12 protein-coding genes are annotated in these 15,407 nt (G+C 72.8%); 6 read left to right on the top strand and 6 right to left on the bottom strand.

All coding sequences use genetic code 11. The annotated features are described in order from the left end of the window. Positions 1-40: 40 nt before the first annotated feature. Positions 41-2,104 (top strand): glycoside hydrolase domain-containing protein, encoded by a 2,064-nt coding sequence (locus ACGF0D_RS32040; RefSeq protein WP_392922173.1) that lies wholly within the window; start codon positions 41-43, stop codon positions 2,102-2,104. Positions 2,105-2,379: 275 nt separating this feature from the next. After that, positions 2,380-3,366: a LuxR C-terminal-related transcriptional regulator gene (locus tag ACGF0D_RS32045; protein ID WP_392922176.1), complete on the top strand. Its 987-nt coding sequence runs from the start codon at positions 2,380-2,382 to the stop codon at positions 3,364-3,366. 77 nt (positions 3,367-3,443) lie between these two features. Here ACGF0D_RS32045 and ACGF0D_RS32050 read toward each other — a convergent pair whose 3' ends face one another. Then, a complete protein-coding gene (locus ACGF0D_RS32050; RefSeq protein ID WP_392922179.1) occupies positions 3,444-5,048 on the bottom strand; it encodes an alpha/beta hydrolase in 1,605 nt (534 codons plus the stop codon). A 146-nt stretch (positions 5,049-5,194) separates the two neighbouring features. Here ACGF0D_RS32050 and ACGF0D_RS32055 point away from each other — a divergent pair, with 146 nt between their 5' ends. From ACGF0D_RS32055 to ACGF0D_RS32065, 3 genes are all read left to right on the top strand, one after another. After that, positions 5,195-6,547, top strand: coding sequence for an MFS transporter (locus tag ACGF0D_RS32055; protein ID WP_392877283.1), 1,353 nt, complete (start codon positions 5,195-5,197; stop codon positions 6,545-6,547). A gap of 206 nt (positions 6,548-6,753) precedes the next feature. Further along, on the top strand, positions 6,754-7,569 hold the full coding sequence (locus ACGF0D_RS32060; RefSeq protein WP_392922251.1) for an SAM-dependent methyltransferase: 816 nt from the start codon (positions 6,754-6,756) through the stop codon (positions 7,567-7,569). 118 nt (positions 7,570-7,687) lie between these two features. Next, a complete protein-coding gene (locus tag ACGF0D_RS32065) occupies positions 7,688-9,313 on the top strand; it encodes a purple acid phosphatase family protein (protein WP_392922182.1) in 1,626 nt (541 codons plus the stop codon). A 37-nt stretch (positions 9,314-9,350) separates the two neighbouring features. On the opposite strand, the gene ACGF0D_RS32070 is transcribed toward ACGF0D_RS32065, so the two are convergent. The 5 genes from ACGF0D_RS32070 to ACGF0D_RS32090 all read right to left on the bottom strand — a co-directional run bounded on the left by ACGF0D_RS32070 (position 9,351) and on the right by ACGF0D_RS32090 (position 14,160). Then, positions 9,351-10,898, bottom strand: a complete 1,548-nt coding sequence (locus ACGF0D_RS32070) for a cytochrome P450 (protein ID WP_392922185.1) — start codon at positions 10,896-10,898, stop codon at positions 9,351-9,353. Positions 10,899-10,962: 64 nt separating this feature from the next. Beyond that, positions 10,963-11,619, bottom strand: a complete 657-nt coding sequence (locus tag ACGF0D_RS32075; protein ID WP_392922187.1) for an ATP/GTP-binding protein — start codon at positions 11,617-11,619, stop codon at positions 10,963-10,965. Continuing rightward, on the bottom strand, positions 11,600-11,962 hold the full coding sequence (locus tag ACGF0D_RS32080; RefSeq protein ID WP_392877276.1) for a DUF742 domain-containing protein: 363 nt from the start codon (positions 11,960-11,962) through the stop codon (positions 11,600-11,602). Before ACGF0D_RS32080 ends, ACGF0D_RS32075 begins: the two co-directional genes overlap by 20 nt. A 78-nt stretch (positions 11,963-12,040) precedes the next feature. Continuing rightward, positions 12,041-12,427: a roadblock/LC7 domain-containing protein gene (locus ACGF0D_RS32085; protein WP_392922190.1), complete on the bottom strand. Its 387-nt coding sequence runs from the start codon at positions 12,425-12,427 to the stop codon at positions 12,041-12,043. A 17-nt stretch (positions 12,428-12,444) separates the two neighbouring features. Then, complete coding sequence (locus tag ACGF0D_RS32090) at positions 12,445-14,160, bottom strand: sensor histidine kinase (RefSeq protein WP_392922192.1); 1,716 nt, start codon at positions 14,158-14,160, stop codon at positions 12,445-12,447. 443 nt (positions 14,161-14,603) lie between these two features. Here ACGF0D_RS32090 and ACGF0D_RS32095 point away from each other — a divergent pair, with 443 nt between their 5' ends. Next, complete coding sequence (locus ACGF0D_RS32095; protein ID WP_392922194.1) at positions 14,604-15,293, top strand: Crp/Fnr family transcriptional regulator; 690 nt, start codon at positions 14,604-14,606, stop codon at positions 15,291-15,293. Positions 15,294-15,407: the final 114 nt, after the last annotated feature.

Raw genomic sequence — 15,407 nt, forward strand, 5'->3', positions numbered from 1 at the left:
CGTGACCGAACTCCCTTCCACACACGACAAGGTGATCCCCATGCGTGCCCGCCGCGCCCTGCTCGCCGCCGCAAGCTCCCTCGTGCTCTCCGCCGTCACCGTCGGAGCGGCCGTCGCCGCCCCGACCCCGACCGTCCCGTCCGACACCCAGTCGGTGACCTACCTGGGCCACCGGTTCACCGTTCCCGCCGACTGGCAGGTGGTCGACCTCGCCACCGACCCCACGGCCTGCGTCCGACTCGACCGGCACGCGATCTACCTCGGCACCCCCGGCGAGGGCATGAACTGCCCGTCAGGCCTGATCGGCCGCACGGAGACGCTGCGCGTCCGGCCGGCCGACGCCGGCTCCGCGCCCGGCGTCACCGCCGACCCGATGAGCCGCGAGTTCACCGCCACCGCGGGCGGCCTCCGGGTCACCGCCACCTACGGGGACGACGAGGCGCTGGTCCGCTCCGTCGTCGCCGAGGCGGGACTGCCGTCCACGGCGGCGGCGCCCGCCGCAGCCGGGAAGAAGCCCTCCGCCGAGGCCCCGGCCGCCGACGCCTCCTCCGCCGAGGCCCCGGCCGCCGGGGTGCAGGCCCTCACCACCACGGTCGCCCTCCCGGCCGGCAGCACCGACTTCACCGGCAAGGGCTTCGACGCCTGCACCGCCCCTTCGTCCGCGCTGATGCGGGCCTGGAAGTCCGCCTCGCCGTACGGAGCCGTGGGCATCTACATCGGCGGCGCCGAGCGGACCTGCACCCAGGACAACCTCACCGCGGACTGGGTCCGCCAACAGGCCGGCGACGGCTGGCGGTTCCTGCCGATCTACGCGGGCGTCCAGGCCCCGCGGATCACCAACCCCGCGAGTCAGGGCGCGGCCGCCGCCGACGACGCCGTCGCCAAGGCCCAGGCGCTCGGCTTCGGCCAGGGCAGCCTGCTCCACTACGACATGGAGAACTACGCCCCCCAGTACAGCTCGTCGGTCCTGGCCTTCGTCTCGGCCTGGACCAGCCGGCTCCACGAGCGCGGCTACAAGTCCTCGGTCTACAGCTCCTCCTCCAGCGGCATCGCCGACATCGTCCGGAACCGGGACAAGGGCTACACCATCCCGGACGTGCTCTACTACGCGAACTGGAACGGGAAGGCCGACACCGCCGACCCGTACGTCCCGGGTGACCTGTGGGTCAATCACTCCCGCGTCCACCAGTACAGCGGGGACGTGACGGAGAGCTGGGGCGGCTACACCCTGAACATCGACCGGGACTACCTCGACGTGGCCGTCTCCGGTTCCGCCCCGAACCCGCAGCCCACGGCCGACCCGGCCCGGGTCGACTTCAACGGCGACGGCAAGCGCGACATCGCGGGCAAGTTGTCGGACGGCAATCTGCTGCTGTGGACCGGCAACGGGAACGGGACGCTGAACACCGCGAGCGGGTACAGCATGTGGCCGAACAACGGGTTCGGCCAGGTGAGCGAGATGGTGGCGGCGGACTTCAACGGTGACGGCAAGACGGACGTCGCCGGGAAGCTGTCGGACGGGAACCTGCTGCTGTGGTCGGGCACCGGCAACGGGACGCTGGACCCCACGACCGGCTACAGCATGTGGCCCGACAACGGCTTCAAGGACGTGCAAAGCCTGCTCGCGGGTGACTTCAACGGGGACGGCAAGGCCGACATCGCGGGCAAGTTGTCGGACGGCAATCTGCTGCTGTGGACCGGCAACGGGAACGGGACGCTGAACACCGCGAGCGGGTACAGCATGTGGCCGAACAACGGGTTCGGCCAGGTCGGCGAGATGGTGGCGGCAGACTTCAACGGTGACGGCAAGACGGACATCGCGGGCAAGCTGTCGGACGGCACCCTGTTGCTGTGGTCGGGTAACGGCAACGGGACGCTGGACCCGACGACCGGGTACAGCATGTGGCCGGACAACGGCTTCAAGGCCGTGTCCGACCTGGTGGCGGGTGACTTCAACGGTGACGGCAAGGCCGACATCGCGGGCAAGCTGTCGGACGGCAATCTGCTGCTGTGGACGGGCAACGGCAACGGGACGCTGAACACCGCGAGCGGCTACAGCATGTGGCCGGACAACGGTTTCTCGCAGGTCAGCGACCTGCTCTGAGCGCAGGCGCACGACCCGACGCGGAACCGAGGAACAGAACCGAGAGCCTGATCCCCGGAACCGGGCCCCCACCGTGCGGCGGTGGGGGCCCGGTCGGCGTTCACCCGTGGCAGGCCGTGACAGGCCGTGACAGGACCGGCAGGGGCCGGGCGGGGCCGGGCGGGGCGTGCCCATGGGTGGAATCGGTTGGTGCCAGGTGAAGGAACGGGGAACGGCGATTATGATCGTCACCGGTGGGGATCGCCGACGCCGACTGTGGAGCTGGGGGATGCGAAGTGCTGGAAGCGTTCGGGCTGGACACCTGCACGGAGAAGGTCTACCGGGAGATGCTGGAAGGGGCCTCCAGTCGTCTCACCGATCTCGCGGAACAGGTCGGCGTCACCGAGTCACAGCTCCGGGACGCGCTCGACCGACTGGTCGAACTCGGCCTGCTGGCGCCGTCCAGGGAGGCGGTCGGAGGGCTCCGGGCCGTCAGCCCCGAGGCGGGCCTCGCCCACCTGCTCCACCGTCAGGAGGAGGAACTGGCCCGGCGGCACCACGCCCTGGCGGCCGGTAAGGCGGCCGCGGCCAGGGCGGTCGCCGAGTACTCGGCGCTGCGCCCCGACACCGACCGGGACGGCAACGAACGCCTCGTCGGCCTCGACGCCATCCAGGGCCGGCTCGAGATCCTCACCCGCCGGCTCCACACGGAGTGCCTGTCGATCATCCCGGGCGGCGCCCAGTCCGAGGAGAGCCTGGCGGCCTCGCGGGTGCTCGACGAGCAGGCCCTGAGGCGGAACGTGCGGATGTGCGCCGTCTACCAGGACAGCGTCCGCAACGACCCGGCCACGCTCGCCTACGCCCAGTGGACCACCGAGCGCGGCGGCGAGGTCAGGACCAGCCCGATCCTGCCCGCCAGGGTGCTGATCTTCGACCGGGTCACGGCCCTCGTCCCGATCGATCCGGACAACTCCCGGCTGGGCGCGCTCTGCACCAGTTCGCCGGGAATGGTGGCCACCCTGGTCGCGCTCTTCGACCAGACCTGGGACACGGCCGTTCCCCTGGGTGCCGCGCGCGAGCGGGCGCCGGAGGACGGCATCGCCCCGGGGGACAAGGAACTGCTGCGGCTGCTGGCGTCCGGGATGACGGACGAGGCCGCGGGCAAGCGCCTCGGGGTCTCGATGCGGACGGTGCGGCGGCAGATGGCCGGGCTGATGGAGCGCCTGGAGGCGACCAGCCGGTTCGAGGCCGGGCTGAAGGCGGCCCGACGCGGCTGGCTCTGAGCCCTTCGTGACTGCGAAAGCGGCGGCGGCGCCGGGCTCGCAGGCCCGGCGCCGCCGCCGCTGGGTGGGTCGAGCGGTCAGTCCGTCGGGCAGTGGATGCCGGCGGCCGGGACGGTGCCGTCCAGCAGGAAGGCGTCCACCGAGGCGCGGATGCACTTGCTGGCTCCGTACCCGGTGTGGCCCTCGCCGTCGCGGCTGAGCAGGACGGCGTTGCCGAGCTCGGCGGTGAGCTTCTCGGCCCAGGCGTACGGCGTGGCCGGGTCGCCGGTGGTGCCGACGACCACGATCGGGGTGGCGGCGGCCGACTTGATCGTGTGCGGCTTCTCGGTGGCGCGGAACGGCCAGATCCGGCAGTCCGGGTCGAACAGCGCGGCCGTCGGGTCGTGCCTGCTGACCAGCGGGGCCTTGGCGGCGAGGTCGGTCAGCGCGGCCTGCAGGGCCTCTCCGGCCGGGGCGTCGGTGGCGCCGTCGGCGCAGTGGATGGCGGTGTAGGCGTCCGCCGAGGGGCTGTAGTGGCCGTCCTTGTCACGGCCGTTGTAGCCGTCGGCGAGGTCGAGCAGGTAGTCGCCCTTGCCGCGGACCATCGCCCAGCCGATGGAGTTGCGCAGGCCGGTCCAGGCCTTCTCACCGCCGTAGAGCCGGCTGAGCACACCGGTCCAGGCGATGCTGGAGGTCAGGGTGCGGCCCTTCTCCGTCTTGAGCGGCTTGTCCTTGAGCCCGTCGAGGAACGCGGCGAGCTTCTCCGCCGCCTGGTCGGGGTCCTTGCCGAGCGAACAGGCGTCCTTGGTGACGCAGTCCGCGGCGAAGGCCTTCAGGGCCCGCTCGAAGCCGGCCTGCTGCTCGATGTTGTGCTGGATCAGCGAGGTGGAGGCCGAGGTGGCGCCGTCCAGGACGACCCGGCCGACCTTGTCCGGGAACTCCTCGGCGTAGAGCGAGCCGAGGTAGGTGCCGTAGGACAGGCCGAGGTAGCTGAGCTTCTGGTCGCCGAGGGCGGCGCGCAGCACGTCCATGTCCCGGGCGCTGTTGCGGGTGCTGACGAACGGCAGGACCTGGGTGTACTTGGCCTGGCAGGCGTCGGCCAGCTGCTTGCCGTGGTCGGCGGTGGCCTGGTCGGTGTCCAGCCAGCCGTCCCGGGTCTGGTCGTCCAGGCAGTTGAGCGGGCTGGTGCCGGCGGTGCCGCGCGGGTCGAAGCCGACGATGTCGTAGCGGTCGTGCACCGGGCCGTCGAAGCCCTTGGGGTCGAAGGTGACCATCTGGACGCCGGAGCCGCCCGGGCCGCCGGGGTTGATCAGCAGCGAGCCGATCCTCTGGTCGGGCTTGGTGGCCGGGTTGCGGACCACGGCGACGTCCAGGGTGCCGGTGGCCGGGGCGGTGTAGTCGAGCGGGACCTTGAGGGCCGCGCACTGCAGCGCCGAGGTGTCCGCCTCGTTCCGCGCGTCCTTCGCGCACGGACCCCAGGCGAGCTGCTGGCCGTAGAAGGCCTTGAGCGCCGGGTCGGCGGCGCCGGTGGGCTTGACCGTCGGCGTCGGGGCCGTGGTGGCGCTCGGTGTCGTGGCGGCGGCCGAGGTGGTCGCGGGTGCGGCGGCGGTGCCGCCCCCGCTGGTGCAACCGGCCAGCAGGGCGGCGGCGGCTACGGCTGCGACGGCGGCGGGCAGGGCGCGCCGCGGGGTACGGGTGATCATGGAATGCACCGCACACAAATATCACCTGCCCGTCACGTCAGTCACATGGGATTCTCAGAGTGCCGCGCAAGGGCTCCGCGCGACGCCGTGCGCCCGGGTGTGACGAGTGATTCCCCCGGGGGTCCGAACGGTGCCATGCTGAGGTCATGACAGAAAGCAGTGCGGTGGCCCCGCTCCGTCAGCAGGCGCAAGCCGACGGGCGGCGACGGGAGTTGGCCGCGGCGACGGTCGGCTCGGTGGTCGAGTCCTTCGACTGGAGCATCTACGCCGTCCTCGCGCCCTACTTCGCGGCGGACCTCTTCGGGCACGGCAAGCACGGCGTCAGCGGCGTGCTCGGCGCGTACGTCACCTTCGCGGTGGGTTTCGTTGCCCGGCCGGTCGGCTCCTACCTGATCGGGCGGATCAGTGACACCCGGGGGCGGCGCTTCGCGCTCAGCCTCGGCATGGCGGTGATCGCCGTCGCCAGCCTGGGCATCGCCCTGATCCCGGGCCACGGCACCATCGGGATCTGGGCGGCGCTGCTGGCCGTGCTCGCGCGGATCGTCCAGGGCCTCGCCTTCGGCGGGGAGGCGCCCAGCGTCGCCGCGTACGTGACCGAGACCGCCCCGCCGCGGCATCGCTTCGCCTTCAGCTCGGTCTCCTACGGCGGGATCATCATCGGCTCGCTGCTCTCCTTCGCGCTGCTCACCCTGCTGCTCCACACCATCGGCAAGTCCGGCCTGGAGAACGGCGGTTGGCGCTGGGGCTTCGTGGTCGCCGCGCTGCTCGGGCTGGCCGCCGTCTGGGTGCGGCGGTGGGCGCCGGAGAGCGCGGAGTTCCGCCGCGCCCGGGAGCACGCGCGCCGCTCCGCCCGGCCGTCGATCCTGCGGACCCTGCGCGAGCACCGCTGGGCGGCGCTCACCGTCTTCCTCAACACCCTGGGCGGGACGGTCGGTTACTACTTCGCGCTGGCGTACCTGCCGCAGTACGCCGCCGCCTACCACGTGATCGGCAAGGAGGAGGCGGCCTCCTTCATGACCGTGGTGCTCTGCGTCGTGCTGGTCACCATGCTGCTCACCGGCGCCGCCGCCGACCGCTTCGGCCTGCTGCCGGTCGCCCGGCTCGGCTTCGGTCTGCCGATCCCGCTGGTCGGGGTGCTGCTCGCGGGGCTGCGCCAGGGCTGGCTGCCGTTCCAGGTCGTCGCCGTGGTGCTGGGGATGCTGGTGGCGACGGTGCTCGGCACGCTCAACGTCTTCACCGGACTGCTCTTCCCGACGGAGGTGCGGGCGGTCGGCCTCGGCGTGGTCAACGCGGCCACCATCGCCGCGTTCGGCGGCACCTTCCCGCTGTTCGCCGAGTGGCTGGGCTCCCGGCACCTGCTGGGCGTCATCCCGGTGTACGTCACCGTCTGCACGGCGGGGCCGGCCGTCGCGCTGCTGACGGCGATGAGGGTGCCGTCCTTCGCCGCGGCCGTCCGAGGGGCGGAAAGGGCGGTCCAGCGGACAGCGGAAACCGCCTGACGGACAGTCATCCGCTGTGGTTGAGTGGTCCGGACCATCGCTGAGCGGGGAGGGCGAGCGTGGACACGGACGCATCGGGTACCGACATATCGGGTACCACCACATCGGGTACCACCACATCGGGTTTCGACATACCGGGTGACGACATACCGGACTTCGACCTGTCGGACGACTGCGCGCCGGGCGCCGGCCTGTCGGAGAGCTGGCTGACCGAGCCCGGGTACGAGGAGCGGCCGCAGGTGGACCTGCACACCGACCGGGCGCACTCCGCCCGGGTCTACGACTACCTGCTCGGCGGCAAGACCAACTTCCCGGCGGACCGCGAGGTCGGCGACCGCGTGCTCGCCGAGCTGCCGGGCGTGCGCGCGGACGCCACCGCCGCCCGCGCCGTGATGCACCGGATGGTCCGCCGGCTCGCCGCGGTGCACGGCGTCCGCCAGTTCCTGGACGTCGGCACCGGCATCCCCACCGCGCCCAACCTGCACGAGGTCGTGCAGGCCGTCGACCCGGCCTGCCGGGTGGTCTACGTCGACAACGACCCGATCGTGCTCGCCCACTCGCGCGCGCTGCTCACCAGCACCCCCGAGGGCCGTACCGCCTACGCCCAGGGCGACCTGCGCGAACCGGAACGGTTCCTCGCCGACCCGGCGGTGGCCGCCACTCTGGACCTGCGCCAGCCGGTCGCTCTGACCCTGATCAACATCGTCCACTTCCTCTCCGACGAGGTCGTGCACCCGCCCGTCCGCAAGCTCATGGACGCCCTGCCCGACGGCAGCTTCCTCGCCCTCTCCGCCGCGACGGCCGACCTCGCGCCGGAGCGTGCCGAGATCGCCTCCCGCCGCTACGCGGAGGCCGGGATCACGCTCCACTTCCGCTCGCGGGAGCGCGTCGAGCGCTTCTTCACCGGGCTGGAGCTGGACGACCCGGGTGTCGTCCCGGTCAACCGCTGGCACCCGGAACCCGCCGGGGCCTGGGGCGGGGACGAGGTCGGGGTGTACGGAGGAGTCGGTCGCAAGGCGTAGCCGAAGCCCACCATTTCTGACGTTCCGTCAAATCGATCCGTCAAAACGATCGTCTTTACGTGCACATGTCATTAAAGTGACTGCCCGTCGAACCCCCCACTCGACAGGCGGAGTTTTCATGACCATTGCACGCAGGTCCATCCTCAAGGGCACCTCGGCGGCCGGAGCCGCCCTGGTGGCGACGGGCACGACGGCGGCCGCGCAACCCGCGGCCGCCCAACCGGCCGACGACGCCCCCACCAGCCCGCTGTTGCTGACCACCCCGCACCGCGCCGGAACGGCCGGAGTGGCCGGACTGCACCTCCAGTTCGGCACCGACGCCGGCACGGAGATGACCGTCTCCTGGCTCACCCCGCAGTCCGTGCGCCGCCCCCAGGTGCGGTACGGCTCGCCGGACGGCGGCCTCGGCCGGGTCGTCCAGGCCGAGACCCGCACCTACCGGGACTCGATCGACAAGGTCGAGGTGTACGTCCACCACGCGCGGCTCACCGGCCTGCGCCCGGGCACCACCTACCTCTACAGCGCCGGCCACGACGGCGCCACCGCCGAGACCGGCACCTTCACCACCGCCCCGCGCGGCCGTGCCCCCTTCACCTTCACCAGCTTCGGCGACCAGGGCGCGCCCAACCTCCGCCGCCGGATCACCTTCCCCGACGGCATGCCCTCCCCGCTCGGCAAGTACCCGGTGTACATGAGCAGCCAGGTCGGCACCTCGGCCTCCGCCGACATCGTCGCCGCAGTCGAGCGCGTCGGGCCGCTGTTCAACCTCGTCAACGGCGACCTCTGCTACTCCTCCTACGCCGGCCGCCACGGCCAGAGCCGCACCGCGACCTGGGCCGACTGGTTCATCGGCAACAGCCGGTCCACCCGGCTGCGGCCCTGGATGCCCTGCGTCGGCAACCACGAGAACGAGGGCGGCAACGGCCCGATCGGCGCGCTCGGCTACCAGGCCTACTTCGACCTCCCCGAGTCCTCGGCCTCCTCCGACGAGGAGACCAGGGGTATGTGGTACGCCTTCACCGTCGGCTCGGTGCGGTTCATCAGCCTCGCCAACGACGACGAGGCGATCCAGAACTCCGGCGACGTCTACCTGCGCGGCTACTCCGGTGGCGCCCAACGGCGCTGGCTGGAACGGGAGTTGCGGTCGGCCCGGAACAACCGGGGGATCGACTGGATCGTCGTCTGCATGCACCACCCGATGATCTCCAGCTCGATGCACGGCTCCGGCAGCGACCTCGGCCTCCGGGAGGCCTGGGGCCCGCTGTTCGACGCCTACGGGGTCGACCTGGTGGTGTGCGGCCACGAGCACTACTACGAGCGCTCCCACCCCGTGCGCGGCACCCTGCCCAACGACACCCGCACCCCGGTGCCGACCGGTACCCGCACCGACCTGATCGACACCGGGCGCGGCACCGTCCACATGATCATCGGCGCCGGCGGCAACACCGCCACCACCCAGGACGACCTCTTCCAACAGCCCAAGGGCCGGGTGGTGATGGGACTGGAGGACCCGAGGCCGGGTGCGCCGTACCGGGAGTCGATCTGGCTCACCGAGGACGCGCCCTGGGCCGCCGTCCAGGACCGCGAGCACGCCCACGGCTTCGCGGCCTTCGAGGTCGACCCGGGCGACCGGCGCGGCGGCACCACCACCATGAAGGTCACCTACTACACCTTCGACGGGCCGCACGGCGACCTCAGCCCGGTGGACACCTTCACCCTGTACCGGCGCCGCACGGACGGTTGACCGGGCCCGTCCCTGCCGACCCGTACGACCGGGCCGCTCAGCGCCGGAACAGGCCGGTGAGCGCGTCCCACCAACTGCGGCGCTGCGCCGGGACCGTCGGGGCCGCCTGCCCCGGCGGCCCGGCGCGCTCGGCACCCCGGGCCGCCGGGACGGCCGGTGCCGCCCGGTCCGCGTCCGCCCGGTCCGCTTCCGCCCGACGCGGCGCAGCGTCCGCGTGCTCCGCCCTGGCCTGCTCCGCCTCCGCCTGCTCGGCCTCCGCCACCGAGACCGGGTCCGGTTCGATGTCGCGGGCCGTGAACTCCACCGGCAGCGCCGTCAGATGACGGGAGATCCAGGCCGAGCTCCAGGTCAGCTCCTCCTCGGGCACCGCGAGCCGGACGTCCGGCAGCAGGGTGAGCAGGATGTCGATCCCGGCCTCGGCGACGTGCCGCCCGATGTCCTGGCCGGGGCACTCGTGCGGCCCGGCGCCGAAGGACACGTGGGAGCGGTTGCCGTACAGCGGTGCCGTCAGGTCGGGCCGGACCACCGGGTCGACGTTGCCGGCCGCGAGCCCGAGCAGCAGCAGGTCCCCGGCGCCGATCCGCTGCCCGCCCAGCTCGGTGTCGGCGGTCGCCCAGCGGCCGGCCACCAGGGACATCGGCGGGGAGTCCCAGAGCACCTGGTCCAGCGCCTCGCCCAGGGTCATCTGGCCGCCGGAGAGGTGGGCGCGGAAGCGCGGGTCGGTGAGCACCATCTTCAGCGAGTCGGCGATCAGGTTGACGGTGGTCTCGTTCGCGGCCAGCAGCACCACCCGCAGGTGCTCCATCACCTCGTCCTCGGTCAGCCCGGCCGGGTGCGCCAGCAGACGGCTGGTCAGGTCGTCGCCCGGGCTCTCCCGCTTGATGGCGATGGTCCGGCGCAGACCGGCGACCACGTACTCGTTGCTGGCGATCGCCGTCTCGGTGCCCTTCAGCAGGTCCCGGGCGGCGGTCACCAGCTGCGGCCCGTACTCGTCCGGCATGCCGAGCAGTTTGGTCATCACCAGCATCGGCAGGTGCTCGGCGAACTGGGAGATCAGCTCGGCCCGCCCGGTCGGCCCGACCACCTGGACCAGGTCGGTGGTGAAGCGGCGGACGTGGCGGCGGATGCCGCGCCGGTCGAAGCCGTTCAGACCGTCCAGCAGGGCGCCGCGCAGCCGGCGGTGCTCGTCGCCGTCCGCGAACACGCAGATCGGCTGCCAGGCGACCACCGGCAGCAGCGGGGAGTCCGCCGGAACCTCGTTGTTGCGGAAGGCGCTCCACAGGCGCGAGTCCCGGGAGAACAGCGAGGGGGTGCGCATCACGGTGATGTTGGCACCGTGGCCGAGCACCAGCCAGGCCCGGTGGTCGCCGTGCAGCAGCACCGGGGCCACCTCGCCGTGCTCGGCGCGCAGCTTCTCGTACAGGCCCGCCGGGTCGGTCTCGGCCTCCGGGCCGTACAGCCGGCGCAGGCCGCCGGGGCCGGTCGGGGAGACGGCGCCGCCGCTCGCGTGGGCCGGGCAGCCGGGCGGCGGAACGGCGGCCGACACGTGGGCGGGGCCGGCGGGTTCGGGGAACGGGGTGGTCAAGGAGGTCTCCGGTCGCGGATGGGGTTCGGTGACGGGCGGTCGTACGCTCGCCCGGTCGTACGGGCTACGGGGCCGGGGCCGGGGCCGGGGCCGGGGCCGACGGCGCCGGGACTGACGGGGCGGCCAGCTCGTACAGGTAGTGCATCAGGGTCATCAGGGTGTCCCGGCCGGACTCCCGGCTGCGCGCGTCGCACGTGACGATCGGCACTTCGGGCGGCAGGTCCAGCGCGCCCCGCAGCTCGTCGACCGGAACGGCCGGCGCCTCCGCGAAGCCGTTGACGGCCACCACGAAGGGCACGCCGCGCTCCTCCAGCCGCCCGATCACCTCGAAGCTGACCTCCAGCCGGCGGGTGTCCACCAGCACCACCGCGCCCAGGGCGCCCTCGAACAGGCCGTTCCAGAGGAACCAGAACCGCTCCTGGCCGGGGGTGCCGAAGACGTACAGCACGAGCCGGTCGCTGATGCTGATCCGGCCGAAGTCCATGGCCACGGTGGTGGAGGTCTTCTGCTCCACCCCGGTCGGGTCGTCCACCCCGACCCCGGCCTGGGTCATGGTCTCCTCGGTGGTCAGCGGGCGGATCTCGCTGACCGAGCCGACCAGCGTCGTCTTGCCGACGCCGAAGCCGCCGACGACCACCACCTTGACCGCCGTGGTGACGGTGTCCGGCAGCACGTCCGCACCGGCCGGCCCGACCACCGTGTCAGAGCCGTTGAAGTCCATGGATCACCGCCTCCAACAGGGCACGGTCGGGGAGTTCCGCCGCGGGCACGGCGGCACTGCGGGCCTCGATCAGCCCGTCGTCGAGCAGGTCCGCCAGCAGCACGATGACCACGCTGACGGGCAGTTCCAGGTACGCGGAGACCTCCGCGACCGAGAGCGGGGAGCGGCACAGCCGCAGGATGGCGGCCTGCTCCGGCTGGTGGGCGGGGGTCGGCTCCGCGCGGGAGACGATCAGGGTGACCAGGTCGAAGACCCCCGGTCCGGCGGGGCCGCTGCGGCCCCGGGTGATCACGTACAGCCGGTCCGGCTCAGGGCCGTCCCAGCCACCCTGCTCGGCCGTCATGCCACCGCCTCACTGTGCTCGTTCATGTGCCCGTCCCGCCGCCGGAACCCGTCGCGGCGGGACGGGCCGGGTGCCCGTTCACGCGACCGCCTCGGGGTTGCGCGGCGGCGTGGAGAGGTGCTCGCCGATCCGGGCGACCAGGTCGCGCATCTGGTGGCTCACCAGCCCGGCGTCCACACCCTCTTCGGCGAGCACCGCGAGGTAGGCGCGGTCGCCGGCCGCCATCAGGTAGAAGTAGCCGCCGTCCACCTCGATCACCACCAGCCGCATCGAGCCGTCGCCGTGCGGGAACTCGTGGCCGATCGCGCCGGCCAGGCTCTGCAGCCCGGCGCAGGCGGCGGCGAGGCGGTCGGCGGTGTCCGAGTCGGTGCCGTACTGGGCGATCCGCAGGCCGTCGGCGGACAGCACGATGACGTGGCGCACGCACGGGACGCTGTGCGCGAGGTCGTTGAGGATCCAGTCCATGTTGCTGCGGTGCGGAATCACTGCTCGCCCTTCCCTGCCGTGTCTTCACTGGTGTCTGCGGCGCCGGTGTGTCCGGATCCCGTGCCGCGTCCGGTGCCGCCCGGCCCGGACGGGCTCGGACCGGTGCCCTTGATGCCGTTCATGAAGTCCTCCAGCCACAGGCCGGGCTGCTTCGGCTCCCTCGCGGGGCGCGACGCCTGGGCCGGCGGTCCCGCCATCGGCCCCGCCGTCGGGCCGGGCATCGACCCGGGCATCGACCCGGGCATCGTCCCGGACGGCTGGGCCATCGGCCCGGCGGGCTGGGCGGCGGCGCGCGCGGCCCCGCCGTAGCCGCCCCGGGGCACCATCGGGCGGCTGCGCCGGCGCTGCGGCAGGCCGTTGGGCGTCCACTCGGTCACGATCACCTCGTCGTCCCCGGCGCCCGGGCCGGAGGGGCCCCACGGGTTGGTCGAGCCGTAGGACGGCCCGACGCCGGCGGAGGTCGTCCGGGCGCCCCAGGGGCGGCCGGGGGCCGCGTGCCGGGGCGGGTTCGGGGGGAGCGGGCGGGGGCCGGAGAATGCGCCGATCCCGTGCGCCCGCCCGGTCGGCGGCGCGGTGGTGAGCAGCTCCTGCGGCACGACCAGCACCGCCCGCACGCCGCCGTACGCGGAGCGGCGCAGCGAGATCTGGAAGCCGTACGCCTGGCAGAGCCGGCCGACGATGGCGAAGCCCAGCCGGGGGGACTCGGTGAGGTCGTCGAAGTCCTTGGAGACCATCGCCTCGCGGATCGAGCGCTCGGCGCGGAACCGGGCCTCGTCGGTGAGGCCGAGGCCGCCGTCCTCGATCTCGATCGCCATCCCGCTCTGCACCTCGGAGGCGCTCAGGTGCACGTGGGTGTGCGGCGGGGAGTAGCGGGTGGCGTTGTCGAGCAACTCGGAGACGGCGTGGATCAGCGGTTCGACGGCCGGTCCGGTGACGGAGATCTGGGCCACCGGGTGCAGGTCCACCCGCTGGTACTCCAGGATCCGGGACATGCCGCCGCGCAGCACGCTGTAGAGCGCGATCGGACGGGTCCACTGGCGGCCGGGGCGGGCACCGGACAGGACGGCGATGCTGTCGGCGAGGCGGCCGGTCAGCGCGTTGCCGTGGTCCAGGCGCAGCAGGTCGTCGAAGACCGCCGGGTCGTTGCCGTGCCGGTCCTCCATCTCCCGCAGGTCCTTGGCCTGCCGGTGGATGATGGCCTGTACCCGGCGGGAGATGTTGACGAAGGCCCGCTCGGCCGAGTCGCGCCGGCTGACCTCGTCGTCGACGGCCTTGGCGACGCCCTCGGCGACGGCCACCAGGGAGCGGCGGAACCTCGGCGAGACGGGTGCGTCGCCCTCCTCCAACGGGCGGGTCAGGATGTCGAAGGAGTAGCCGTACCGGGCCCCGGCGACGATCCTGCGCATCTCGCCCCGGGCGAGCCGGTCCAGCTCGTCCTCCTGCCCGGCCAGCCGGCGTTGGAGGTCCTCGACCTGCCGGGCGTGCCGGTCGCGCGACTCACTCAGCGCCCGCCCGCGGCGGGCCGACTCGGCGGCCACCACGGCCACCAGCACGGTGCCCGTCGCCCCGCACCACAGCACCTCGGCCCGGGCCCCGGCGGCCACCACCGCCGCGGCGACCGCCACGGCCGCCGCCATCACGGCCGTCGGCAACAGCCAGCCGAGCAGGGGCGCTCGGCGCCGTCTGGTGGGCGACGATCCAGCTCGAAGCATTCAGCATCCTCAGACAATCGGAACAGTACGGGGACAAACGGGGGACCGGCTCCGGAGGCGTGGTGGTGCAGCATAGCCAAGTTCAGGACATCCTGACTGAAAGTCAAAAATACCGTCTCGCAACCGACTTGTCGCAACCTGTCGGACAACACCGACATCCCGCACACCAGTCGCAACCCGGACCGGCCACCGCCGCCCCACCAGGCTTCTCGCCCCGCCGCCCGCGCGCCGCCGACCCGCCCCGGATTCGCTCATGCGGAGGGTTTCCACGCCAAGTCCGGCCACCGGCCCACGAGTTCGTGCTACGGCGGCAAACCCCGGTCAACCACGGCCCCGGCAATCACCCGCACGTGGGACACGCGCACCGCGGCCGGGCCGATGGTGCGCACCACGAGGCCCGGATTCGGATGCGTGCGGCCCGGGGTTCCTCCTAGGGTCGTCGCATGGACGATCACGACAGCCGCACACCCGGCCCGCTGGGCCGGACCCTGCGCCACCTCATGGGCGACGCGGCCTGGACGGGCATGCTGGACGGCGCGTTCGAGCGCAGGCACCCGATCGGCACCACCCTCCTGCGCCAGGGCGAACCGGGCACCCACGTCCTCGCGCTGCTGGCCGGAGTGGCCAAGGTCAGCCGCCGGGAGCGCGACGGGAGCGTCCGGCTGCTGGCCTTCCGCGGCCCGGGCGAACTGCTCGGCGAAGTGGCCGTCCTGGACGACGGCGTCCGCTCGGCCAGCGTCCAGGCGATCTCGGACTGCACGGTCGCGGTCCTCGCCAAGGCCGCCTTCCTGCGTTTCGTCGCCGATCGTGAGCTGTTCCCCGTGATGGTCCGCTACGCCATGGGTCGGCTGCGCGAGTCCGACCTGGCCCGCTCCGGCGGTGACGTCGTCCCCCGGCTGGCAGCCACCCTGGTGGCCCTCGCCGACCTCTCCGTCGGCCCCGCCCCGACGGCCGGCCGCCGGATCGAACTCGCCCTGACCCGCGACGAACTCGCCCAGCACCTCGGCGTGTCCCGCAACACCGTCACCACGGCCCTCGCCGCCCTGGCCGCCCACCACGTCGAGACCGGCCGGAAGTCCATCACCCTCGCCGACCTCCCCGCCCTCCGTCGAGCGGCGGCGCCTGCGGACTGAAGGGCCGACTCCTCGATGTGTCCTCCGTCACATGTTTTCTGCACTGAGCGAGCACACCGGACCACGCTGTGTCGCGAAGCTGGGTGACGCAAGGTCAGCACGGGAAACCGCGAG

The sequence above is a fragment of the Kitasatospora sp. NPDC048298 genome, assembly GCF_043201465.1.
Classification (GTDB): Bacteria; Actinomycetota; Actinomycetes; order Streptomycetales; family Streptomycetaceae; genus Kitasatospora.